Annotated in this window: 24 protein-coding genes; 12 read left to right on the forward strand and 12 right to left on the reverse strand. The window is 66.8% G+C overall.

Features of this window, described 5'->3' with window-relative positions; translation table 11 throughout:
• The first annotated feature begins 30 nt into the window (after positions 1-30).
• From ACN9MV_RS27570 to ACN9MV_RS27585, 4 genes are all read left to right on the forward strand, one after another.
• Entirely contained in the window at positions 31-606 is a 576-nt protein-coding gene (locus ACN9MV_RS27570) for an exonuclease (RefSeq protein WP_426390391.1), read from the forward strand.
• The gene (locus ACN9MV_RS27575) at positions 603-1463 is read left to right on the forward strand and encodes an alpha/beta hydrolase (RefSeq protein ID WP_093057579.1); all 861 of its coding nucleotides are present in this window, start codon (positions 603-605) and stop codon (positions 1461-1463) included. The genes ACN9MV_RS27570 and ACN9MV_RS27575 overlap by 4 nt, the downstream gene beginning before the upstream one ends.
• An 8-nt stretch (positions 1464-1471) precedes the next feature.
• Positions 1472-2422, forward strand: a complete 951-nt coding sequence (locus tag ACN9MV_RS27580; protein ID WP_426390392.1) for an ornithine cyclodeaminase family protein — start codon at positions 1472-1474, stop codon at positions 2420-2422.
• Positions 2423-2562: 140 nt separating this feature from the next.
• Positions 2563-2793, forward strand: a complete 231-nt coding sequence (locus ACN9MV_RS27585; RefSeq protein WP_093079631.1) for a hypothetical protein — start codon at positions 2563-2565, stop codon at positions 2791-2793.
• A gap of 4 nt (positions 2794-2797) precedes the next feature.
• Here ACN9MV_RS27585 and ACN9MV_RS27590 read toward each other — a convergent pair whose 3' ends face one another.
• Positions 2798-3400 (reverse strand): TetR/AcrR family transcriptional regulator, encoded by a 603-nt coding sequence (locus ACN9MV_RS27590; protein WP_426390393.1) that lies wholly within the window; start codon positions 3398-3400, stop codon positions 2798-2800.
• 124 nt (positions 3401-3524) lie between these two features.
• On the opposite strand from ACN9MV_RS27590, the gene ACN9MV_RS27595 reads away from it, so the two are divergent.
• Complete coding sequence (locus ACN9MV_RS27595; RefSeq protein ID WP_097198038.1) at positions 3525-4040, forward strand: DinB family protein; 516 nt, start codon at positions 3525-3527, stop codon at positions 4038-4040.
• A 22-nt stretch (positions 4041-4062) separates the two neighbouring features.
• Here the strand turns inward: ACN9MV_RS27595 and ACN9MV_RS27600 are convergent, their stop codons facing one another.
• On the reverse strand, positions 4063-4479 hold the full coding sequence (locus tag ACN9MV_RS27600) for a hypothetical protein (protein ID WP_093057575.1): 417 nt from the start codon (positions 4477-4479) through the stop codon (positions 4063-4065).
• Between the two features lie 357 nt (positions 4480-4836).
• Here ACN9MV_RS27600 and ACN9MV_RS27605 point away from each other — a divergent pair, with 357 nt between their 5' ends.
• Positions 4837-5415: a DJ-1/PfpI family protein gene (locus ACN9MV_RS27605; RefSeq protein ID WP_426390394.1), complete on the forward strand. Its 579-nt coding sequence runs from the start codon at positions 4837-4839 to the stop codon at positions 5413-5415.
• A 77-nt stretch (positions 5416-5492) separates the two neighbouring features.
• Complete coding sequence (locus ACN9MV_RS27610; RefSeq protein ID WP_256216909.1) at positions 5493-5915, forward strand: ribbon-helix-helix domain-containing protein; 423 nt, start codon at positions 5493-5495, stop codon at positions 5913-5915.
• Positions 5916-5955: 40 nt separating this feature from the next.
• On the opposite strand, the gene ACN9MV_RS27615 is transcribed toward ACN9MV_RS27610, so the two are convergent.
• A complete protein-coding gene (locus ACN9MV_RS27615) occupies positions 5956-7635 on the reverse strand; it encodes an InlB B-repeat-containing protein (protein ID WP_354338012.1) in 1680 nt (559 codons plus the stop codon).
• 204 nt (positions 7636-7839) lie between these two features.
• Here ACN9MV_RS27615 and ACN9MV_RS27620 point away from each other — a divergent pair, with 204 nt between their 5' ends.
• The 3 genes from ACN9MV_RS27620 (at position 7840) to ACN9MV_RS27630 (ending at position 10804) form a co-directional block, all read left to right on the forward strand.
• On the forward strand, positions 7840-8241 hold the full coding sequence (locus tag ACN9MV_RS27620; RefSeq protein ID WP_093079644.1) for a hypothetical protein: 402 nt from the start codon (positions 7840-7842) through the stop codon (positions 8239-8241).
• 101 nt (positions 8242-8342) lie between these two features.
• Positions 8343-8951 (forward strand): response regulator transcription factor, encoded by a 609-nt coding sequence (locus ACN9MV_RS27625; protein WP_093079647.1) that lies wholly within the window; start codon positions 8343-8345, stop codon positions 8949-8951.
• Positions 8948-10804: an ATP-binding protein gene (locus tag ACN9MV_RS27630; protein WP_426390395.1), complete on the forward strand. Its 1857-nt coding sequence runs from the start codon at positions 8948-8950 to the stop codon at positions 10802-10804. Before ACN9MV_RS27625 ends, ACN9MV_RS27630 begins: the two co-directional genes overlap by 4 nt.
• Before the next feature lie 81 nt (positions 10805-10885).
• Here ACN9MV_RS27630 and ACN9MV_RS27635 read toward each other — a convergent pair whose 3' ends face one another.
• The 4 genes from ACN9MV_RS27635 to ACN9MV_RS27650 all read right to left on the reverse strand — a co-directional run bounded on the left by ACN9MV_RS27635 (position 10886) and on the right by ACN9MV_RS27650 (position 14665).
• Complete coding sequence (locus tag ACN9MV_RS27635; RefSeq protein ID WP_093177480.1) at positions 10886-11890, reverse strand: Bug family tripartite tricarboxylate transporter substrate binding protein; 1005 nt, start codon at positions 11888-11890, stop codon at positions 10886-10888.
• Positions 11891-12020: 130 nt separating this feature from the next.
• Complete coding sequence (gene pcaF / locus ACN9MV_RS27640) at positions 12021-13226, reverse strand: 3-oxoadipyl-CoA thiolase (RefSeq protein WP_093057572.1); 1206 nt, start codon at positions 13224-13226, stop codon at positions 12021-12023.
• Positions 13227-13261: 35 nt separating this feature from the next.
• The gene (locus ACN9MV_RS27645; protein WP_093057571.1) at positions 13262-13903 is read right to left on the reverse strand and encodes a 3-oxoacid CoA-transferase subunit B; all 642 of its coding nucleotides are present in this window, start codon (positions 13901-13903) and stop codon (positions 13262-13264) included.
• A 60-nt stretch (positions 13904-13963) separates the two neighbouring features.
• Positions 13964-14665: a 3-oxoacid CoA-transferase subunit A gene (locus ACN9MV_RS27650; protein WP_093177477.1), complete on the reverse strand. Its 702-nt coding sequence runs from the start codon at positions 14663-14665 to the stop codon at positions 13964-13966.
• 138 nt (positions 14666-14803) lie between these two features.
• Between ACN9MV_RS27650 and ACN9MV_RS27655 the strand changes: the two genes are divergently transcribed.
• Positions 14804-15589, forward strand: a complete 786-nt coding sequence (locus ACN9MV_RS27655) for an IclR family transcriptional regulator domain-containing protein (RefSeq protein ID WP_093057569.1) — start codon at positions 14804-14806, stop codon at positions 15587-15589.
• Between the two features lie 268 nt (positions 15590-15857).
• Positions 15858-17126 (forward strand): esterase-like activity of phytase family protein, encoded by a 1269-nt coding sequence (locus ACN9MV_RS27660; protein ID WP_426390396.1) that lies wholly within the window; start codon positions 15858-15860, stop codon positions 17124-17126.
• A 22-nt stretch (positions 17127-17148) separates the two neighbouring features.
• Here the strand turns inward: ACN9MV_RS27660 and ACN9MV_RS27665 are convergent, their stop codons facing one another.
• The 5 genes from ACN9MV_RS27665 to ACN9MV_RS27685 all read right to left on the reverse strand — a co-directional run bounded on the left by ACN9MV_RS27665 (position 17149) and on the right by ACN9MV_RS27685 (position 21601).
• Positions 17149-18156, reverse strand: a complete 1008-nt coding sequence (locus ACN9MV_RS27665) for a Bug family tripartite tricarboxylate transporter substrate binding protein (protein WP_426390397.1) — start codon at positions 18154-18156, stop codon at positions 17149-17151.
• A gap of 134 nt (positions 18157-18290) precedes the next feature.
• Entirely contained in the window at positions 18291-19298 is a 1008-nt protein-coding gene (locus ACN9MV_RS27670; protein WP_426390398.1) for a branched-chain amino acid ABC transporter permease, read from the reverse strand.
• Between the two features lie 14 nt (positions 19299-19312).
• On the reverse strand, positions 19313-20176 hold the full coding sequence (locus tag ACN9MV_RS27675; protein ID WP_426390399.1) for a branched-chain amino acid ABC transporter permease: 864 nt from the start codon (positions 20174-20176) through the stop codon (positions 19313-19315).
• A complete protein-coding gene (locus ACN9MV_RS27680; protein ID WP_426390400.1) occupies positions 20169-20885 on the reverse strand; it encodes an ABC transporter ATP-binding protein in 717 nt (238 codons plus the stop codon). The genes ACN9MV_RS27675 and ACN9MV_RS27680 overlap by 8 nt, the downstream gene beginning before the upstream one ends.
• Entirely contained in the window at positions 20882-21601 is a 720-nt protein-coding gene (locus ACN9MV_RS27685) for an ABC transporter ATP-binding protein (protein WP_426390401.1), read from the reverse strand. Before ACN9MV_RS27685 ends, ACN9MV_RS27680 begins: the two co-directional genes overlap by 4 nt.
• Positions 21602-21605: the final 4 nt, after the last annotated feature.

Consider the following 21605-nt stretch of genomic DNA (forward strand, 5'->3'; position numbering starts at 1 on the left):
CATCTGCAGCCAAGAAAGACTCCAACCCCCATGTCAGAAATCTACATAAGCACAGACGTCGAATCCGACGGCCCCATCCCGGGCCCGAACTCGATGCTCAGCTTCGGCTCGGCCGCCTACACGGCCGACAAGCAACTCGTCTCCACCTTCAGCGCCAACCTGCACACCCTGCCCGGCGCCGAGGCCGACCCCAAGACCGCTGCCTGGTGGAAGACCCAGCCCGAGGCCTGGGCCGCATGCCGCACCGATCTGCAGGACCCAGCCCACGCGATGAAGAACTACGTGAGCTGGCTCAAGGGCCTGCCCGCGCGGCCGGTGTTCGTCGCCTACCCGGCGGGCTTCGACTTTCTTTTTGTTTACTGGTACCTGATGCGCTTTGCGGGCGAGAGTCCGTTCAGCCACTCGGCGCTCGACGTCAAGTCGTTCGCCATGGCAATGCTCAAGCTCGACTACCGCGGCAGCACCAAGCGCGCCATGCCGCGCCGCTGGTTCGACAAGCTGCCGCACACGCACATCGCGCTGGACGACGCCATCGAGCAAGGCGCCCTCTTCTGCAACATGCTCGCGGAGAACCGCGCGGCCACCGCGGGCAGCGAGCTGACATGACGAACAGCGCTGTCCGCCGGTGGTGCAAGAAGCTGGCGCTGTGCGCGCTGCCGCTCATGCTGACGGGCTGCGTGCAGTCGATGTTCTATTACCCCGACAGCGTGGCCTATGAAACGCCTGACGTTCTGGGCTTGCGCTACGAGAGCGTGCAGTTCACCAGCGCAGACGGCACGCGCCTGAGCGGCTGGTTCCTGCCCGCGGAGAACCGCCGGAATCCGAAGGAAGCCAAGGGCACGGTGGTGCACTTCCATGGCAACGCGCAGAACATGAGCACGCACTGGCGCTTCGCGGCCTGGCTGCCGAAGCAGGACTACAACGTGTTCGTGTTCGACTACCGCGGCTACGGCCAGTCCGAAGGCAAGCCGGAGCCCAAGGGCGTGTTCGAGGATTCCAACGCCGCGCTGAACTACGTGCGCTCGCGCAGCGATGTCGATGCGCAGCGGCTGTTCGTCTTCGGGCAGAGCCTGGGCGGCACCAATGCCATTGCGGTGGTCGGTGCGGGTAACCGGGCGGGCGTGAGGGCGGCGGCCATCGAGTCGACCTTCTATTCCTACTCATCGATTGCCAACGACAAGCTGTGGGGTGCGGGCATGCTGGTGAGCGACGAGTACGCGGCGTCGAAGTACGTGGCGGCCGTGTCGCCCATTCCGCTGCTGCTGATCCATGGCACGGCCGACCAGGTGATTTCGCCCACGCATTCGAGGCGCCTGCTGGCCGAAGCGCGCGAGCCCAAGCGGCTGATCGAAGTGCCGGGCGCCAGCCACCTCGAACCGATGACGGCCCTGCGGTACGGCGCCGCCTATCGCAAGGCGCTGACCGCGTTCTTCGAGTCCGCGCAGCATCCGCTACAGCAATGACGACAGCCATGAAGCATTTCGACGAAGCCGCCACCCGCGCACCGCTGAGCTTCGAGCGGCTGGTGCCCGCGCTGCACGCGGCCTTCGCGGCCGGGGCCCAGGTTCCGCCGCGCCATGTGCACGGCATCGAGACCGCGGGAAGCGACGGCAGCAGCAACGGCACCGTGCTCATCATGCCGGCGTGGAGCGACGCGGGTTTCCTGGGCATCAAGACCATCAACATCTTTCCCGGCAACAGCGCGCGCGGCCTGCCCGGGCTGCATGCGACCTATGTGCTGTACGACGCGCACACCGGCGTGCCGCTGGCGATGATGGACGGCAACGAGATCACCGCACGCCGCACGGCCGCGGCGTCGGCACTTGGGGCCTCGTTTCTGGCACGGCAGGACGCGCATCGGCTGCTGGTGCTGGGCACCGGCCGCATCGCTCGCATGCTGCCGGCCGCGCACGCGAGCGTGCGGCCCATCGACGAACTGTGGGTGTGGAACCACCGGGCCGAAGGCGCCGAAGCTTTGGCCGCGCAGTGGCGCGCCGAGGGCTGGAACGCGCGGGCAACCACCGACCTGGAAGCAGGCGTGCGCCGGGCCGACATCGTGAGCTGCGCCACGCTGGCCACCGCGCCGCTGGTGCGCGGCGAATGGCTGGCGCCGGGCTCACACCTGGACCTGATCGGCAGCTTCACACCCGCGATGCGCGAGGCCGACGTGCAGTGCTTTGCAGGCGCACAAACCTTCGTGGACACGGAAGAGGCGCTGCAGAAATCCGGCGATCTGCTCGACGCGATGGCCGCCGGCACGCTGCGTGCGGAAGAGGTCCGGGGCACGCTGGCCACGCTGTGCCGCGCAGAGCATCCGGGCCGCTCGGCCGCCGGAGAACGCACCGTGTTCAAGGCCGTCGGCAGTGCCCTGGAAGACCTGACTGCCGCCACCCTCGTGTGGCAATCGAGAGACATGACCTAAGCCTTATGGCCTAGTTTCTGGCCGCCAAAGCCCCCTGAGGGCGGGTTTTTCCTACATCTGGATACGTCGTGTAGCCAATAGCGCACATGCTGCATCGCGGATATCGTGCTCCTCACACCATCGACTGGGGGGACCACGTCATGCTCAGCACCGACCACAAAGCCAACATCCTTCGCAAGGCCGGATACGCCGTGCCGGCCAAGCCGGGAAGTGCCGACAGCATCTACCAGACGGCCCAGTGCTGGGAGAAAGCGATCGACACGCTCTACGTGTCGTACTCCGCCAGCCGGGCCGCCAAGAGCCTGCGGGATGCGGAGGAAGCGCGCATGCTGGCCTTGCTGCAATTGCGCTCGACCAAGGCCTACGCCTGAGCGTTCACGCTGCCTGCTGGCGGTCGCGCAGGTAGGCAAGGATCAACCTGACAAGTTCGCTTCTGAGCGCGGGCAAGCCCAGGTCGCCACGATGCGCCGCCGCGTGGACGACCCCTTCGACGGCGGATGAGAGCACGCGGGCGGCCGTCTCGTCGTCACCAGCGGCACCGTTCGCGCTCGCGCTCGCGGCGATCAGCGCCCGATAGCGTCGCTGGTATTCCGCCTCGAACTCCGCATAGCTCGACCGCGCCACAAGCGGCACCTCGTCGAGCAGAACCCGGTGCAGCGCCTCGTCGACCGAATGGGCGGCAATGACACCGTCGGCAAACCGCGCCGCCCGCTGGTCGAGTGCGACGGCTTCACTGTCGTCCCCGGCGCCGGACAACGCCACGAGCACCTCGTCGAGATGACGCTGGCGGATCGCTTCGGCAATCGCCAGCTTGTTCGGGAAGTACTGGTAGAGCGAGCCGACGCTCACGCCCGCGACGGCCGCAATCTCGTTGGTTGTGAACCGCGCCCATCCGCGGCGCGCCAGAACGCGAGTTGCGGCTTCGACGATCACGTCCACCGTGACGCGCGAACGCTGCTGGCGCGGCGCTTTGCGCATGGTCCTGCGCGGCGGGGGAATGCGAGTACCCAAGTTCGAGGCTCCACTCAAGAATAGGACCGCACGCTGGCGGCCATCCGATGAAACGCGAGGCGTGCATTTCATGGTTCAAGGGGAGATTGTGATGAGTACGCAGACGCTTCTGACTTCGCTGTTCCAGTACAAGGCCTGGGCCGACGAGGGGCTGCTCGCGGGTTTGGCCGACCTGGCCAGGCAAGGCCCGCCCGACGAATACCGCATGGCGCTTCGCGTCTTCAACCACGCCTGCATCGTCGACCGCATCTTCGTCGCGAATGTCCAGCGCATGACGCATGCCTACACCGCGACGGGTGCGCAAGAGCCGCCGCTGCTGCAAGCGTTGGCCGAGTCAGTGAAGGAAACCGATCGCTGGTATATCGACTACGTCGCGCGCCTGAACCCTCAGGAGCTCGAGGAAAGCATCGAGTTCACGTTCACCGACGGAGCCCCGGGGCGGATGTCGCGCGAGGAGATGCTGGCCCACGTGGCGACCCATGCGGGCTATCACCGGGGCGAAGTCGGCCGCATCCTGACCCGGCTCACGGGCTCGTCGCCGCCCGACACCTTCACCGGCTATCTGCATCAGGCCGAGCCCGCGCGCCGCGCGCGGAGCAGTGCGTAGCGGCGGCGCTTTCGGAGCTTGCTTACTTGCCCTGTGCCGACTGCAGCACGGGGTTCTGCATGGTCGAGATGACCCGGCTGTTGACGCGCGAGCCGCCGGTCACGTTCTGGTCGGGCGCTGCGGCGGTGGCCATGGCTTCCTGATAGACCTGAGCCGGGTCGCGGCTGGACGTGAACGGATCGGCGCCACGCGAGCCGCGCGTCACGTTCTGGTTGGGCGCGCTGGCGGTTTCGACGGCTTGCTTGTACACGGCTTCAGGATCGGCCACGGACTTGAACGGATCGGCACCGCGCGAGCCGCGCGTGACGTTCTGGTCCGGCGCATGAGCGGCGGCAATGGCTTCGGCTTCGACAGCTTCGCGAGTGCGTTGCTGGGCATTGGCGGAAGCGACTGCAAGCACGGTGAGCGCAGCAGCGAGGGCGAGTTGGGTGGTCTTCATGATTCGGCCTTTTCTGTAAGTTGTCTGTCTGTCCGGATGAGGTCGACCCGGAGATGCGGGAAAACCCTGAGCGAGACTATTCAGGCGAAAAGGCAGGTCAATGACGACCCTGTGGCGCGGCACAGCTCTTTGGCACGCCCTGCAATCTTTGCGAACTTCTGTTAACTGCACCAGCGCCTTCCCTCAACCAGGCGCGCCCGCGATGGCGCGCGGCGTGCGCGCGACGCTCATCTGAGGCCGGTGCAGCGGAGTCACAGCCGGCTGCTACCCGCTGGGCACTCCCCCTTCGAATAATGCGGCGACGGCAGGCGCCCCGGCGCCAAGCCGCATTCCAACCTCATTCGAAGGAGACAAGAGATGGCTCGCAAGATCCTGATGCTCTGCGGCGACTACGCCGAAGACTACGAAACCATGGTGCCCTTCCAGACGCTGCTCGCCGTGGGCCACACGGTGCATGCCGTGGCGCCGGACAAGAAGGCCGGCGACTGGATTCACACCGCCATCCACGACTTCGAGGGCGCACAGACCTACAGCGAGAAACCGGGCCACCGCTTCACGCTGAACGCCAACTTCGCCGACGTTCGCCCCGAGGCTTACGACGCCCTCGTCATTCCCGGTGGCCGCGCGCCCGAATACCTGCGCATGCACAGCCGGGTGGTCGAGATCGCACGGCACTTTCTGTCCACCGACAAGCCGCTGGCGGCGGTGTGCCACGGCGCGCAGTTGCTCGCGGCCACGGGGCTGCTCAAAGGCCGCAAGGTCTCCGCCTACCCGGCCTGTCAGGTCGAGGTGGAACTGGCGGGCGCCGAGTACATGGGCATTCCGGTCGACCAGGCCGTGACCGATCGCAACCTGGTCACCGCGCCCGCATGGCCGGCGCACCCGGCGTGGCTCTCGCAGTTCCTGGTTGTGCTGGGCACGCGCATCGAACACTGATCGACCGGCGCCCGCTGCGCCACGGGCGGCGCTACAGTGCGTGCGTCCCCACCTCATCCCTCACAAGGAGGCCGCCCATGTGCGAAGTCTTCATCAGTGCCGATCCGCAGAGCTACGACGCGCGCACGCGCTCGGTGCGGCTGCACGGCGTCGTCACCAGCATCCGCCTGGAGAACCTGTTCTGGCAGGTGCTCGAAGAAATCGCGCAGCGCGACGGCATGGTCGTGGTGCAGCTCATCGAGCGGCTGTATGACGAGCTGGTTGCGGCACGCGGCGAAGTCGGCAACTTCGCGTCGTTCTTGCGGGTGTGCGCCTTGCGCTATGAGGCGATGGTGGCGCAGGGGCGGATTCCGGCCGATACATCGGTGGCCATTCGCTCGCTCGATGCGGAAACCGTGCTGCATGAGCTGCCGCAGGGGTGGGGAAGATCGACGCCTGCGCAGCCGCAAGACGAGACGCGCGTGCGCACGCTCCACGTGGCCGCGCGGCGGCGGGCTTAGTCGCCGCCCCGGCCCGCGACTGCACACAGCAGCGCGAGGCCTATCTGCCAGAACCGTACTGGCGGATGTAGATGCGCGTTCCCGCAGCCGGGTCAAACTGTTGCCAGGCCAGGACCGCGTTCCCCAGTTCGTTCATGCCGATGTCGGGCGTCTGGGCCGCTTCATCGCTGCTTTCCTGCAGCGCCTGCGCGCCCCAAGCTCCGGCCAGCGTGTGGCGGGCTGCATAGAGGTCACCGGTCCCCGCGCCGTTGGCCTGGGTCCACGCTGCCAGCGCATTCGTCGCGTCATCCACGCCCAGCGCGGGCAGGCTCGTCAGCGCCTGTGAAGCTGCCGGCCGGACCACGGTGTCCGCACCGAATGCCGCGCCCGGCGCCGCCGTTGCGGCCATGAGCGCGTTGTCCAGCCGCCCCCAGCTCACCACGGCCGCACCGGCCGCGTTCATGCGCAGCACGGGTGTGCTCAGCAAGGCCTGCGTCGACATGAACGGCGCGCCCACGCGTGCGGTGTCGCCCTGCCAGGCGCCTCCCGAGAACCGCTTGAACCACACGGCACTCTCCCATTGGTTGCCGCCGCCGGGCAGGTCGACCTGGCCCCAGGCCAGCAGCGCATTGCCGCCGGCATCGATTGCCAGATCGTGCGCGCCGATCGACTGCGCGGTGCCGGCGTCCGGCACGAGTTCAGCCGCCGCGGCCCAGGTGCCGCCCGCATCGGCGCGATTGGTCCAGAGCGAGGCGCTGCTGCCGGTGGAGCGCTTCCACACGGCCAACGATTCGCCCGAGCCCGCCACCACGACCGCCGGGTCGCCGTCCACGGTGCCCACAACCTCGTCGGTCTCGATCAGCGCGGCCGTGCCCCAGCCACCCGCCGGCGTGTAGCGGTTGGCATAGATACTGAAGCGGGTGGCGGGACCGATCTGCGACCACACGGCGACGGCATTGCCGTTGGCGTCGATGCCCGCGCTCGCGAAGCCGACCGTGCCGGTGCCGGTCTCCAGCAGCGCCGGCGTGCCCCAGCCGGTCGATGGATCGACTTGCAGCGCCCACAGGTCATAGCCCGTTACCGAGCTCAACTGCGTCCACACCACGACGGCACGGCCGCTCGGCTTGTCGATGGCGACACGGACGTCGCGCACCGCACCGTTGTTGGCCTCGAGGCGCTGCGGCGTGCTCCAGCCGCCGCCGGGTTGGTAGAGGCTGCCCCACAGCCTGTCCGTCAGCGAATTGACCTCGAGTTGACGCCACACGACCAGCGCGCGCCCTTGCGCATCGACCCCCACCTTGGGCAAGCTGGCTCCGGCGGCGGACAGCGTGACCGCATCGCCCCAGCCGACCACCGGCGGTGCGGCGACGAACGCGGCCGTGACGGTGAGCGCGGCGTCCACGCGCACGGTGCAGGTGCCGGCATTGCTGCTGCACGCGCCGCCCCAACTGCCGAGCACCTGCCCCGCCGCCGGCGTGGCCGTGAGCGTGACCTGCGTGCCCGATGCGAAGTCCGCGCCGCAGCTGTCGGCGCAGTCGATGCCCGCAGGCTGCGACGCGACACGACCGGCGCCGGTGATGCTCACGTCCATCCGATGCGTCACCGCGACGGGCGGCGGAAAGCCGATGGGTGGAAGCAAGCCGCCACCGGCCCCTCCTGCGCCGCCGCCCCCGCAGGCCGTCAACAGGGCCAGGCTCCACACACAAGCCATCCATCGCCTGCAGGCGCTCTTCTTCGTCATAACTGCCATTCCTCGTTAGCTGACACCGGGGCCCGGCGCCTTCTGTGCTCGTTCAAGAGGGTCGGATCGTAGGAAGGAGGTTCGGCGCGGGCCATAGCACCATCGGGCACCTGCCCGATGGTGCTGTTTCCCGGAGGGCGGTGTTTGGCTAGGCTGGGGGTTCCAGTGCGGGTTCGCTCGCATCCCTGAACTTCCCGGCGTTGCATGACACCTTCACCCACCTCCCTCTTCTTCGTGCTTCTCGCTGCCACCGTCCTCGTGGGTGGGTGCGCATCGCATGCCGTGACCGACGACGCCATCGTCACCAACACCTCGCGTGCGTTGGGCCTGCCGCCCTCTGCGTTCACCATCTCGAACCGGGCCGACAGCGGCGTGCAAACGACCTTCCTGGCCAAGACCGACGGCGGCCGCACGTACAACTGCTACGTGGAAGGGTCAGTGTCGGTGGTGGGCCGGGTGGTCAGCGACGCCATCTGCCAGGAGATGCGCCAGAGCGATGCGCCCGCGTCCGCGCGTCGTTCCAATGCCAGGCCGGCGACCGGCACCGCACCAGCACCCGCTCCTGCCTGCAACGCGCTGCTGCGCGCCGCCGGTCGTTGCAACTGAGAACTGAGGCGCGGGCTCGCGCCACACCCACCGGTGTGGACAATGGCACCCTACGAGGAGATGGCGTGGCCTGCCGGGCTCGCGCCGAGGATCACGGCACCATGAAACTCCTGCTTGTCGACGATCACCCGCTGTTCGGTGTCGGCTTTGCGCATGCGCTGACGCACGCGCGGCCCGACTTCGAGGTGGAGACCGCCCTGTCGCTGGGGCAGGGCGTGGAACGCGCCTCGCAGTGCCCGCCGGACATCGTGCTGATCGACTACCGCCTGGGCGGCGAGGACGGCCTCGAAGGGCTGCGCCTGTTCGGCGCCCGGCACCCCCTCGTGTCCCGCCTGATGATCTCGGGCGACGAAGAACCGGCACTCGCCGCGCGCGCACGTGCTGCAGGCGCGGCCGGCTTCATCGGAAAGTCGCAGTCGGTGGCGCGCATCGCCGCCGCGCTGGACGAAGTGGCGGCGGGCGGCGAGGCTTTTGATGTGCTGCAGCCGCGCGCCGGCCTGCCTGCTTCCAACCTGACGCCGCGGCAGCTCGAAGTGCTGCTGCTGGTCGCCCAAGGCCGGCAGAACAAGCAGATCGCCGCCGAGCTGAACATCGCGGAACGCACGGTCAAGCTCCACATCACGGCCCTGCTCGACACCATGGACGCGCGCAACCGCACCCACCTGCTGGTGCAGGCGCGGCGCGCGGGGCTGATGCTGAATTTGCGATGAGGCCGCAGCCCTCCACTTCCGACTCTTTTTCTCCCGCGCAAACGCCGCGCGCACGCGGCTTCATCGCCTCGCGCCTGTCCTTCTCGGATCTTCAGTTCCAGCAACTGGAGCAGATGATCCGCTCCACGCCCTGGGCGTGGATCCTGGCCGCCGCCGCGGGGTTTCTGTGCTACCTCGAATACAAGGACGGCGTGGACGGCCAGCGCGTGAAGGCATGGTTCGCCGTCTACTGCGTCATCGTCGCCGCGCGCATGGGCATCTGGCTGGCTTGGGCGTTGCGGCCGGGGCTTCGCGCGAACCTGCCGACGATGGTGCTGCCCATCATGGCCACCAACCAGCTCATGGCCTTCTCGTTCGGTGTGCTGTGCGTGCTGCTGCAAAGCGACGGGCCGGCGCAGGCCGAGGCCATTCTTCACATCACCATGGTCACGGTCTCGCTGGGCGGAGCGATCCGGCTCTCCACGATGGGCCGAGCGGCCACCGTCTATGTGGTGCTCATTCTTGGGCCGCTGGTATTGCGCGACATCTGGTTCGGCGGCAGCTATCACGTGGCCATGGCCTCGATCGTGTCGCTCATCGGCGTCTACACGTTGCTCAGCGCCAGGGAGCTGTCCTCAGCGCTTCACGAGATCCAGGCGCAGCGCCGGCGCAATGCCGAACTGGTGATTGCTCTGAGTGCCGAAAACGAGCGCAGCAGCTCGGCCCGGCGAACAGCCGAAGAGGCCGTGGCCGCGCGCATGCGCTTCTTCGCCTCGGCCAACCACGATCTTCGGCAACCGCTCAATGCGATGGCATTGCTGGCGCAGACCGTGCACACCGTCAGCACCGAGCACCGCGTGAAGGAGATGTCGGAGCAGTTGGTGGCCTGCGCCGACGGCATGACCGACGTGGTGGACGACCTGCTCGACATCACGCGCGCCGACGCCGGATCGCTCAGCCCGCAGTGGTCGACCTTTGCCATCGACGAACTGCTGGGCGACTGCTGCCGGCCGCACCAGGCGGTGGCCATCGCGAAGGGGCTGTGCTTCGAAATCTCCGCCGGCCATGTGGCCGTGCGCAGCGACCGGGCCTTGCTGGCCAGGGTGGTCACCAACCTGCTGGCGAATGCCATCCGCTACACGCGCGAGGGACAGGTGCGCATCAGCAGCCAAAAAATCGACGGCGACCGGTTGAAGCTGACCATCGAGGACACGGGCATCGGCATTTCTTCCGAGCATCTGCCGCACGTTTTCGAGGAGTTCTACCAAGTCGACAATCCGGCGCGCGACCGGCGGCTGGGCTACGGCCTGGGGCTGGCCACCGTCAAGCGGCTGAGCGAACTGCTGGACCTTCGGGTGACTGCCCGCTCGGTACAGGGGCAAGGCAGCGTGTTCGAACTTCATCTCCCCTTGGCCGATGCCACCATGAGCGAACAGAGGGAGGATGTCGAGCGACCCGCCGCATCGTCATCGGCCACCCCATTGGCGGTGCGAATACTGGTGGTCGACGATGACCCGAGCTCGTTGCAGGCGCTTGACGGGCTGCTCGCTTCATGGGGAATGGACGTCCGGTCCGCAAGCGATGTCGGGGGCGCACTGGACGTGCTCCACGCCGGCTTCAGGCCCCACGCGCTGGTGGTGGACTTGCGACTGGGGCCGCAAGTGAGCGGCATCCAGGCCATCGAGGATCTGCGGTCAGCACTGAACGAGGCCGAACTGCCCGCGTTGATCGTCACCGGCGATGTGGGAGGTGACTATCTGGATGCGGCGCGCGCGGCGGGGCTGCCGGTCATCGTGAAGCCGGTGCGGCCCTCCCAGCTCCGGGCGTTTCTGGGTCACATTCAGGCACTCGGTCGGCAAGGCGTTGCCGAGTGATGCCGCAAACAAAAGCGGCCCCGGCGCTTTCGCGGGGGCCGCATGGCGGTCAGATCGGCGCAGGCTGCCTGCGCAACCCGATCAATCCAGCGAAACGTTCGCCTTGCGGATCACGTCGGTGAACCGCTTCGTCTCGCTCGCCACGAACTCGTCGAACTGCGGCCGCGTGGTCGGGAACGGCTCATAGCCGAAGCTCTTGAACTTCTCCAGCACGTCGGGTTCGGCAAGCCCCTTCTCGATGTCGCGCTTGATCTTCTCGGTGACCGATGCAGGCAGGCCCTTGGGCACCGCGATCGCATTCCAGCCGATGACCTCGAAGCCCTTCGGACCACCTGACTCGGACACCGTCGGCACGTCGGGGAAGGCTGCCACGCGTTGCGGCGCGGCAGCCGCCAGGAAGCGCAGCTTGTTCGCGCGCTGCAGCGGGCCGGCGGTGGCGCTGCTGCCCAAAGCAAATGCCAGCTCACCGGTTGCCACGGACGTGTACAGCTGCGTGGTCTCCTTGTAGATCACGTGTTCCATCTGCGTGCCTGTGGCTGACTCGAAGAGCTCGGAGCCCAGGTGCACCGGGTTGCCGACCGACCACGAGCCGTAGTCGAGCTTGCCGGGGTTGGCCTTGGCGTCGGCGATCAGGTCGCCCACGGTCTTGTACTTGCTGTTGGTGGCAACGGTGAAGAAGAAGTAGGTCTTGAACAGCGGCAGCAGCGCGTCGAAGTCCTTGGCCGAGTCGTAGGGCAGCTTCTTGAACAGCGCGGGGTACGCGGCCAGGTGCACGTTGTCGAGCACGATGATGTCGTGGCCGTCCTTGGCGCCGCGCTTGAAGGCGTCGATGGCGATGAAGCCGTTGCCACCCGGGCGGTTCTCGACCACCACGGGCTGGCCCCAGGCACGCGATAGCTTGTCGGCCACGAGGCGCGCTACGCCGTCGGGGCCGCCGCCCACGGGAAACGGCGTGATGATGCGCACGGGCTTGCTGGGAAAGGCCTGCTGCGCCGGTGCCGTTGCAGGCAGCAGGGCTGCGGTTGCCAGCGCAAGCGCGGCCAGGCCGGCGCTGCGGCGCGTTGTCTTCGACGTGTAGTTCTTCATCCTCTGATCCATTTCTCTCTGTCCTCTTGGGTTAAAAAAATGCCATCGGGCCGCTATGCCTGCGGCTTCCGATGGCCTTGTCTTCTTGCTTCTCTGGTTATCTTTTTGTCGTCGTGTGTTCGTGGCGCGGTCAGACGCGTTCGAGAATCACCGCGATGCCCTGGCCCACGCCGATGCACATCGTGCACAGCGCGTAGCGGCCGCCGCCCTTGTGCAGCTGGTTGACTGCGGTGGTCGCCAGGCGCGCACCGCTGGCGCCCAGCGGATGGCCCAGCGCAATGGCGCCGCCGTTGATGTTGACGCGGGCGTCGTCGTCCTTCAGGCCCAGCAGGCGCAGCACGGCAAGGCCTTGCGCGGCAAAGGCCTCATTGAGTTCGATGACATCGATCTGGTCGATGGTGAGGCCAGTGAGCGCCAACACCTTCTGCGTGGCGGGCGCGGGGCCGATGCCCATCACGCGCGGCGCGACGCCGGCGGTGGCCATGCCGACCACGCGGGCGCGCGGCGTGAGGCCGTGTTTCGCGGCACTGGCTTCATCAGCCAGCAGCAGCGCGCAGGCACCGTCGTTCACGCCGCTGGCATTGCCGGCCGTCACGGTGCCGTCGGGGCGCACAACGCCCTTGAGCTTGGCGAGCGATTCCAGGCTGGTCTCACGCGGATGCTCGTCCTTGTTGACGATGATCGCGTCGCCCTTCTTCTGCGGCACGCTCACGGGCACGATCTCGGCGTCGAAAAAGCCCGACTTCTGCGAGGCCACGGCGCGCAGCTGCGAGTTCAGCGCCATCAGGTCTTGTGCTTCGCGCTCGATCTTGTAGTCGGTGGCCACGTTCTCGGCCGTCTCGGGCATGGAGTCGACGCCGTACTGCGCCTTCATGAGCTTGTTGACGAAGCGCCAACCGATGGTGGTGTCGTACACGGCGTTGTTGCGGCTGAAGGCGCTCTCGGCCTTGGGCATGACGAAGGGGGCGCGGCTCATGCTTTCCACGCCGCCGGCGATCATCAAACCGGCTTCGCCTGCGCGGATGGCGCGCGCTGCGGTACCCACGGCGTCAAGGCCCGAGCCGCACAGGCGGTTGATGGTGCCGCCGCCGATTTCGAGCGGCAGGCCGGCCAGCAGCGCCGACATGCGCGCGACGTTCCGGTTGTCTTCGCCAGCCTGGTTGGCACAGCCATAGAGCACGTCGCTCACGGCCTGCCAATCAACGTTCTTGTTGCGTTCCATCAGCGCCTTGAGCGGCACGGCGCCCAGGTCGTCGGTGCGCACGCTGCTGAGCGAACCGCCGTAGCGGCCGAAGGGAGTGCGAACGGCGTCGCAGATGAAGGCTTGATTGGTCATGGAAGCTGTCTCTCTTTGATTGCTTGAAAAAAGGATCAGGCTGCGATCGGGAGTCCGACGAGCTTTTCGAGTTCTTCGCGGCTGAGGCCGTCGACGAGGTCGACCAGCTTCAGACCCTGCGGCGTGCATTCGAGCGTGGCGAGGTCGGAGTACACACGCTTGACGCAGGCAATGCCGGTCAGCGGATAGGTGCATTCCTTCACCAGCTTGCTCACGCCCTGCTTGGTCAGCAAGTCCATCATGACCCAGGTCTGCTTGGCGCCGATGGCGAGGTCCATTGCGCCGCCGACGGCGGGAATGGCATCTTTCTCGCCGGTGTGCCAGTTGGCGAGGTCGCCGGTGGCAGACACCTGGAACGCGCCGAGCACGCAGATGTCGAGGTGGCCGCCGCGCATCATTGCGAAGCTGTCGGAGTGGTGAAAGAACGAGCCGCCCGGCAGCAGCGTGACGGGCTGCTTGCCGGCGTTGATGAGGTCATAGTCTTCTTCGCCGGCTTCGGGCGCGGGGCCCATGCCGAGGATGCCGTTTTCGCTCTGCAGGATGACCTCGCGGCCCTTGGGCAGGTGGTTGGCCACCAGCGTGGGCTGGCCGATGCCGAGGTTGACGACGGCGCCGTCGAAGATGTCCTGCGCCACGCGGGCGGCCAATTGGTCCTTGGTGCGACGTTGGTAAGTCATGAGAATTAGATTCCTCCGCGCTTTCGCGCTACGGTTTTCGCTTTGGGGCGGCCCGGCAGCTCAAGCTGCCTTCTTGAAGCCGCCGGCCTGGGTGGCGACACGTTCGATGCGCACCACCTGGTGCACGAAGATGCCCGGGGTGACGATGGTTTCGGGGTCGAGGGTGCCGAGTTCTGCGATGTCGTGCACGGTGGCCACCGTCTTCTTCGAGGCCATCGCCATCACCGGGCCGAAGTTGCGCGCGGCCTTGCGGTAGACCAGGTTGCCCCAGCGGTCGCCGCGCTCGGCCTTGATGAGCGCCACGTCGCCGTGGATGGGGTACTCGAGCACGTACTGCTTGCCATCGATCTCGCGGGTCTCGCGGTTGCCGGCCAGTTGCGTGCCGTAGCCGGTCGGGCAGAAGAAGGCGCCGATGCCTGCGCCCGCCGCACGGATGCGCTCGGCGAGATTGCCCTGGGGCACGAGTTCGAGCTCGAGCTTGCCGCTGCGGTAGAGCCCGTCGAACACCTGGCTGTCGGCCTGGCGCGGGAAGCTGCAGATGATCTTGCGAACGCGGCCGGCCTTGAGCAGCGCCGCGAGGCCGGTCTCGCCGTTGCCCGCGTTGTTGTTGACGACGGTGAGGTCCTTGGCGCCCTGTTCGACGAGGCCCTCGATGAGTTCGTTGGGAATGCCGGCCGTGCCGAAGCCGCCGATGAGAACCGTGGCGCCGTCTGGGATGCCTGCCAGGGCATCGGCGACCGAGCGCGCGATCTTGTTGATCATGAAGCCTGTCTCCGGGAGTGAAGAAAAGAAAGCGAGGAAGCGAACCGCCTGAACACGCCGACCGATTCTGCGAATCGCCGATTTGTTCGTCTAAAGAACATTTGTTCGTATAATGAATTTTAGAGAGGATCGCGCACCATGGCAACCCACCCCACACAACCCGATACACCCGCGCCCGGCGACAGCTACGTGCAGTCTTTTGCGCGGGGGCTGCAGGTGATCCGCTCGTTCAGCGCCAATGCGCCGCACCAGACGCTCAGCGAGGTGGCGGCCGGCAGCGGGCTCACGCGCGCGGGGGCACGCCGCATCCTGCTCACGCTGCAGACGCTGGGCTATGTGGTGACCGACGGCAAGCTCTTCACGCTCACGCCGCGCATCCTCGACCTGGGGTTCGCGTATCTCTCGTCCATGCCGATCTGGAACCGCGCCGAGCCGGTGATGGAAGCGCTGGTGCAGCAGGTGCAGGAGTCGTGCTCGGCCGCCGTGCTCGACGCGACGGACATCGTCTACGTGCTGCGCGTGCCGACGAAGAAGATCATGCACATCAACCTGGGTGTGGGCTCTCGCCTGCCGGCCTATTGCACGTCGCTCGGCCGGCTGCTGCTGGCGGACCTCGATGACGACGAGGCGCGCGCGCGACTCGAAGCCTCGAACATCGAGGCGCTGACGAAGCACACGGTGACCGACATCGATGCGCTCATGGCCAAGGTGGCGCAGGCACGCAAGCAGCAGTGGTGCCTGGTGAACCAGGAACTCGAGGAAGGCCTGATCTCGGTAGCCGCACCTATCGTCGATCGGCAAGGGCGCATGGTGGCCGCACTCAACATCAGCGGACAAGCGAACCGCACCAGCGCGAAGGCAATGCAGGAGACGATGCTGCCCGCGCTGCGCGAAGCGGCGGAGCGGATCTCGCGCATGCTCTGACCCGAATGGGTATTCATGGACACGTCACACCGGCTTTTTAGATTGCGCTTCGCACTAAAAACCATGGGAGGGTCCATTCATGTCCGTTCGCTTCGCCTCGTCCAACTTGCCGCGTCACCTAATGCTGGCAGTCGTTTCCTCTGCTGTTCTCGCCGCGTGCGGCGGCAGTGACGGCAGCGGTGTTGCCTTTCCCCCGGTAGCGGCAACGCCCGCTCCGCCTCCCGCGCCAGCACCTGCTCCCCAGCCGTCACAAGACGACTCGGCAGGATTGCCTCACAAGCTGACCGGCTGGGCCTCCCTGGCCGATACGTTCCGCTGGCCCGGCCCGACCACTGGCCAGTTCATTACCGCCGCGCTCGGCGTGACGCCACCCTTCGTCGACGGCCAGCCGCTGCCGGGCTTCTCGGCACTGCTGAAGAACGATGACGGCACCTGGACCGCCATGCCCGACAACGGCTACGGCAGCAAAGGCAACTCCGGCGACTTCGTGGTCGGCTTCTACAACGTCAACATCGACTTCCGCACCGCGGCCAACGGCACGACGGTGCCCGGCACCGTGAAGGTGAACAGCCACGTCAATTTCAACGACGCCAACGGCTTCCTGAAGGACGGCAAGGGCGTCGACCTGAAGATCACCGCCGACTACGCCAACTACCAGACGGTGTCCGGCAACAACCTGGTCGACAGCGGTAAGCCGGTGGATGCGCGCATCGTCAGCGGCCGGCTGCTGACAGGCTTCGACCTCGACGTCGAGTCGATCGCCCGCGCCAAGGACGGCACCTGGTTCGTGGGCGAGGAGTTCGGCCCCTACATCCTGCACTTCGACAAGAACGGCACGCTGATGGGCGACCCGGTGCCGCATCCGTTCCTGCGCAGCCCGTCCAACCCGCTGGTGATGAACGACGGCGCCACCGCAACCTCGCTCTCGAGCCGGGGCTTCGAGAGCCTGGCCTTCAACGGCGACAGCAGCCGCCTCTACGCGGTGCCCGAAGCAGCGCCCTCGCTGGCCTCGTTGCGGCCGGTGGCAGACGACGAGCGCTACCTGAACTTCTTCGAGTTCGACCCCGCCTCGATGCTCTACACCGGCAAGAACCCGGTCTACAAGAAGGACGGTCCCGCCAAGGACAACCAGATCGTGATCGGCGACATGACCAACGTGGGCGGCAACAAGTTCGTGCTGATCGAGCGCGACAGCCTGTACGGCTCGAAGGCAGTGGTCAAGCGCCTGTACATGGTCGACCTCGACGTGAAGGATGCCAACGGTGTGCTGAAGAAGACGCTGCTGGTCGACCTGCTGAACATCTCCGACCCGACGGACATCGGCGGTCCGCTGGCCAGCGTGGTGGCCGGCAAGTTCAGCATGCCCTTCGATTCGGTCGAGAGTGTCGAGGTGGTGGACGACAACACCCTGGCCGTTGCGATCGACACCAACTTCCCGACGGAAGACGGTCGCGTTCCCGGCAAGCCGGACGACACGGAGGTCATCACGATCCGCTTCGATCAGGCTCTGTTCAAACGCGTCGCGTCGAAGACGTAAGGAGAGCCGGGGCTCCCCTCGGTCAGCTCTCCGAGTGGATGCCCTTCATGATGATCACGCCGCCCAGGCGCGTGGTGTCGGCGCGCATGCGCTTGGCCAGCGTGTCAGGTGAGCCGGGCTGTGCCTGCCAGCCGGTCTTCAGCAGCGCCTCGCTCACGTCGGGAGAGCTGATCACTTCGACCAGCGCTGCATTGAGCTTGGCGACGACCGCGGGCTTCATGCCGGCGGGCGCGGCCAGCGCGGTCCAGATTTCGAGGTCGGCGCCGCGCACGTCCGCATCGCGAATCGTGGGCAGCTCGCTGGCCAGCGGGCTGCGCTCGGGCGAGGTCACGCCAATGGCCTTGATCTTTCCCGACTTGATGTGCGGCAACGCGAGGCCGGGCGGCAGCAACGCCAGCTGGATCTCGTTGGCGAGCAGGCCCGCAATGACCTGCGGGTTGCCCGTGTAGGGCTTGTGCTGCGCGGTGATGGCCGCGCGACTCTTGATTAGTTCCATGCCCAGGTGGCCCACGGTGCCTACGCCCGGCGTGCCGTACTTGCCGCCGCTGCCCAAGTTGCGCACCCACAGCAGTTGGTCGGCCGCGGTCTTGCCCGTGGCGCTGCCCGAGACCGCCAACACCAGCGGCGCGGTGCCGATGAGGCCGACGGGCGCAAAGTCTTTCTCGGGGTCGAAAGGCAGCGCCGGATTGAGCAGCTTGGCGATGGTGAGGTTGCCGTTGATCAGCGCGCCGATGGTGTGATCGTCGGTGGCCTTGGCCACCAGGTCGGCCACGGTGTTGCCGCTGGCGCCGGGCTTGTTCTCGACGACCACCGGCTGGCGCAGGATCTTCGACAGCGGTTCGGCAATGGCGCGAGTCGCGAGGTCGGGCGATGCGCCGGCGGGAAAGCCCACGAGGATGTGGACGGGCTTGGTCGGCCAGGCGTCGGCACCGGCTGCCGGGCGTTGTTGGGCCCAGGAGCCCGGTGCGAACAACGAAGTGGCAACGGCTGCAGCGCCGCCTTCGAGCAAGCGGCGTTTGGTGATCGTCAAGGGAGGCTCCAGAGCGATGAAAAGAAGCGGTGAAATGTCACCACTTTGTTTCAAACGTTACAGGATCATGCTCTGCTGCGCAAGTCAGAAGGAGGTTTGCACAGGGCCTTTTTCGCGTCGGACGCGACAGCACTTCACCTTCGCGACGAAGCCCCCAGCAACCGCCTCTGCGTCGGAAAAAGCGACCAGCCCCAGCGCTGCTGCGCATAGCCCCACAGCCCCTGCTTGAAGAACAGCGTGACGAGGATCGCGAGCATGCCCAGGCCCAGCAGGTACCAGGTGCCGTAGTCGCTCAGGAACTTGTTGAGCGCCCAGAAGATGAGCGCGCCCACCAGCGGCCCCTCGATGCGGCCGATGCCGCCGATGACCACCATGAAGATGGCGAAAGCCGTCCAGTTGACGCTGAAGGCCGCATCGGGGCTTATGCGCAAATTGCCCACGAAGTACAGCGCCCCCGCGAGCCCCGCGCCGAAGGCCGCGACCACATACACCGCGAGCTTCATGCGCGCCACCGGAATGCCTTGCGACTCGGCCGCCACTTCGTTGTCGCGTATCGCCAGCAACGCCAGGCCGCGCTTGCTGCGCAGGAACAGGTACACCAGCGCGATGGCCGCGACCACGCAGGCCAGCGCCATCCAGTAGGTGGTGCTTTCGCGCGTGGCCTTCTCGATGCCGCGCAGCGCGGTGAGCGTAGTGCCCGAGCCGCCGCCCACCGCCGACACGTTGGCGAAGCTCAGGCGGAACACCTCCGCGATGACCCATGTGCCGATCGCGAAGTAGCCACCCGACAGACGAAACGCGACAAAGGAAACGGGAATGGCGATGAGCCCCGCCGCCAGCGCGCCCAGCGGAATCGCAATGAACGGATTGATGCCCGCGAAGTTGCCGAGCATCAGCATCACGTAGCCGCCGAAGCCGAAGAAGGCCTGCTGCCCGATGCTCACCATGCCGCCGTAGCCGGCAAGCAGGTTCCACATCATCGCGAAGATGAAGTAGCAGGCGATCTCGACGAACTCGCGCATCCAGCTCGACTCGCCCCACCACGGGAGGCTGGCGGCAACGAGCACGAGGGCGATGCCGACGAAGAGTGCGACGCGGCTCGCGGCGGTGGCACGCTCGACGGCGATGAGGGGTGGGGGCATGCTCGTCATTCGGTTCATCCACGCGTTTTCGGAAAGAGCCCCTGCGGGCGCAGCACCAGCACCACGAGGAACACGATGTGCCCGAACCATATGCCCCAACCCGGATCGAGCCTGAAGCCGATCTGCTGCGTGATGCCGAGAATCATCGCGCCGGCCAGCGTGCCCCAGAAGGAGCCCATGCCGCCGATGATCACGGCCTCGAAGGCAAAGAGCAGCAGCAGCGGCCCGTCGGAAGGCGAGACGGTTGTTCGCATGCCCTGCAGCGCACCCGCGATGGCGATCAGCACGAAGGCGATCGCAGCGGCAAGCGCGTAGACCTTCTTCGCGTTCAGCCCCATGAGCTCCGCGATCTCGCGGTCGTCGGACACCGCGCGAAACGACCGGCCCAGCGCCGTGCGCGCAAAGAGCCACTGCAGAGCGCCCGTCGCAACGACCGCGATGGCCAGCACAACCAGAGGCAGTACACCGAGCGACATCGCATCGCCCAGCGCAATGCCCTGCGTGTTGAGCCCGCCGGTCTCGATGGCACGCGGATCGGCCGAGAACAGTTCGAGCAGCAGGTTCTGAATGACGATCGACAGGCCGAAAGTGACGACCAGCGAGGGCAGCGGGTCCTTGCCGAGCGTGCCGTTGAGCACGTAGCGCTGCAGCGCATAGCCGAAGCCGAAGGCCACCGGCAGCACCGCGAGCGCCACGAGCCAGGGCATGGCATCGCCCGTGAGCGAAACGCCCACGATGACCGCGAACGCACCGAGGATGATGAAGTCACCCTGCGCCGTATTGGTGAGCCGCATCACGCCGAACATCAGCGACTGGCCCAGCGCGAACAGCGTGTAGAGGCCGCCGAGCAGCACGCCCTGGACGATGGTTTCAAGCATGGGCGGCCTCGATGCCGAAGTAGGCCTGCGAGATCTGTTCGCGCGTGAGGTCGGCGGAATTTCCTTCGAGCGACACGCGACCTTCCTGGAAGCAGTAGATGCGCTGAGAGACCTGGCGCGCCATGGTCACGTCCTGCTCGACGATGACGACAGTCATGCCCTCGCCGGTGATCGTGGGCATGGCGGCATAGATCTCTCGGATGACGATGGGCGCGAGGCCGAGCGACAACTCGTCGCACAGCAGCAGCTCGGGGTTGCTCATGAGCGCGCGGCCGAGCGCGACCATCTGCTGCTGGCCGCCCGATAGCGACGTGCCGGGCTGGTTTCGCTTCTCTGCGAGGATGGGAAACAGCGCGTACAGGCGCTGAAGGTTCCACGGGCCCTTGCGTGCGGCGGTGGCGCCCATGAGCAGGTTCTCTTCGACGCTGAGGCTGGGAAACAAGCGGCGGCCTTCGGGAACCGTGGCGAGGCCGCGGCGCACGATGTCGCCGGGAGGCATCCCGCCGATGGGCTCACCCTTGAAGCTGATCGCTTCGCGAGGCGCGCGCACCAGGCCCGTAAGGCTCTTGAGAAAGGTCGACTTGCCCGCGCCGTTGGCACCGATGATAGCCACGAGCTCACCACGGGCCAGCGAGAAGTCGATACCGAACAAGGCCTGGGCGTCGCCGTAGAAAGCCTTGAGGGCGTGGGTGGAAAGCAGCGCGCTCATGCCTCCATCCCCATGTACACGCGCCGCACCTCCGGGTCGTTCATCACCGCGCGCGGCTCGCCTTCCGCCAGCTTCTGCCCGAAGTTGATGACGAACAAGCGGTCCGCCAGCGACAGCAGCGCATGCACCACGTGCTCGATCCAGATCATCGTCACGCCCCGTGCCTTGATGCGCTTGAGCTCCCCGACCAGCACCGCGGCCTCTGGCTCCGTCAGCCCGCCCGCGATCTCGTCGAGCAGCAGCAACTGCGGCCGCGTCGCCAGCGCGCGCGCCAGTTCCAGCCGCTTGCGGTCGAGCAAAGTCAGCCCACCTGCGGGCTTGTTCGCATGCGGCATCAGGCCCGTCTGCTCCAGCACCTCGTGCGCCGTCTGCCATGCATCGCGCTCGGTCTGCTGCCCGCCGAAGCAGGCGGCCGTGACGAGGTTCTCGAACACGCTCATGTTGCCGAAGGGCTGCGGCACCTGGTAGCTGCGCCCGATGCCCGCATGACAGCGCTGGTGCGGCCGCAGCCGCGTCACGTCGCGGCCCGCGTACTCGACGCGCCCCGCATCGACGCGCACGTCTCCCGAGATCAGATTGAACAGCGTGGTCTTCCCCGCGCCGTTCGGCCCGAGGATGCCCAGCGTCTCGCCCTCGGTCACCGACAGCGTGATGTCGTCCGTGACCTTGAGCGCTCCGTAGGACTTGCTCACGGCATGCAGTGCCAGCAGCGTCATGACG

Origin of the sequence: Variovorax sp. R-27 (assembly GCF_049913215.1) — a bacterium.
GTDB lineage: Bacteria > Pseudomonadota > Gammaproteobacteria > Burkholderiales > Burkholderiaceae_C > Variovorax.

Bases quoted from the DNA above. Each gene is read 5' to 3' on its own strand.
- ACN9MV_RS27570 (WP_426390391.1), top strand. From the start codon at position 31: ATGTCAGAAATCTACATAAGCACAGACGTCGAATCCGACGGCCCCATC.
- ACN9MV_RS27575 (WP_093057579.1), top strand. From the start codon at position 603: ATGACGAACAGCGCTGTCCGCCGGTGGTGCAAGAAGCTGGCGCTGTGC.
- ACN9MV_RS27580 (WP_426390392.1), top strand. From the start codon at position 1,472: ATGAAGCATTTCGACGAAGCCGCCACCCGCGCACCGCTGAGCTTCGAG.
- ACN9MV_RS27585 (WP_093079631.1), top strand. From the start codon at position 2,563: ATGCTCAGCACCGACCACAAAGCCAACATCCTTCGCAAGGCCGGATAC.
- ACN9MV_RS27590 (WP_426390393.1), bottom strand. From the start codon at position 3,400: ATGCGCAAAGCGCCGCGCCAGCAGCGTTCGCGCGTCACGGTGGACGTG.
- ACN9MV_RS27595 (WP_097198038.1), top strand. From the start codon at position 3,525: ATGAGTACGCAGACGCTTCTGACTTCGCTGTTCCAGTACAAGGCCTGG.
- ACN9MV_RS27600 (WP_093057575.1), bottom strand. From the start codon at position 4,479: ATGAAGACCACCCAACTCGCCCTCGCTGCTGCGCTCACCGTGCTTGCA.
- ACN9MV_RS27605 (WP_426390394.1), top strand. From the start codon at position 4,837: ATGGCTCGCAAGATCCTGATGCTCTGCGGCGACTACGCCGAAGACTAC.
- ACN9MV_RS27610 (WP_256216909.1), top strand. From the start codon at position 5,493: ATGTGCGAAGTCTTCATCAGTGCCGATCCGCAGAGCTACGACGCGCGC.
- ACN9MV_RS27615 (WP_354338012.1), bottom strand. From the start codon at position 7,635: ATGACGAAGAAGAGCGCCTGCAGGCGATGGATGGCTTGTGTGTGGAGC.
- ACN9MV_RS27620 (WP_093079644.1), top strand. From the start codon at position 7,840: ATGACACCTTCACCCACCTCCCTCTTCTTCGTGCTTCTCGCTGCCACC.
- ACN9MV_RS27625 (WP_093079647.1), top strand. From the start codon at position 8,343: ATGAAACTCCTGCTTGTCGACGATCACCCGCTGTTCGGTGTCGGCTTT.
- ACN9MV_RS27630 (WP_426390395.1), top strand. From the start codon at position 8,948: ATGAGGCCGCAGCCCTCCACTTCCGACTCTTTTTCTCCCGCGCAAACG.
- ACN9MV_RS27635 (WP_093177480.1), bottom strand. From the start codon at position 11,890: ATGAAGAACTACACGTCGAAGACAACGCGCCGCAGCGCCGGCCTGGCC.
- pcaF (WP_093057572.1), bottom strand. From the start codon at position 13,226: ATGACCAATCAAGCCTTCATCTGCGACGCCGTTCGCACTCCCTTCGGC.
- ACN9MV_RS27645 (WP_093057571.1), bottom strand. From the start codon at position 13,903: ATGACTTACCAACGTCGCACCAAGGACCAATTGGCCGCCCGCGTGGCG.
- ACN9MV_RS27650 (WP_093177477.1), bottom strand. From the start codon at position 14,665: ATGATCAACAAGATCGCGCGCTCGGTCGCCGATGCCCTGGCAGGCATC.
- ACN9MV_RS27655 (WP_093057569.1), top strand. From the start codon at position 14,804: ATGGCAACCCACCCCACACAACCCGATACACCCGCGCCCGGCGACAGC.
- ACN9MV_RS27670 (WP_426390398.1), bottom strand. From the start codon at position 19,298: ATGCCCCCACCCCTCATCGCCGTCGAGCGTGCCACCGCCGCGAGCCGC.
- ACN9MV_RS27675 (WP_426390399.1), bottom strand. From the start codon at position 20,176: ATGCTTGAAACCATCGTCCAGGGCGTGCTGCTCGGCGGCCTCTACACG.
- ACN9MV_RS27680 (WP_426390400.1), bottom strand. From the start codon at position 20,885: ATGAGCGCGCTGCTTTCCACCCACGCCCTCAAGGCTTTCTACGGCGAC.
- ACN9MV_RS27685 (WP_426390401.1), bottom strand. From the start codon at position 21,601: ATGACGCTGCTGGCACTGCATGCCGTGAGCAAGTCCTACGGAGCGCTC.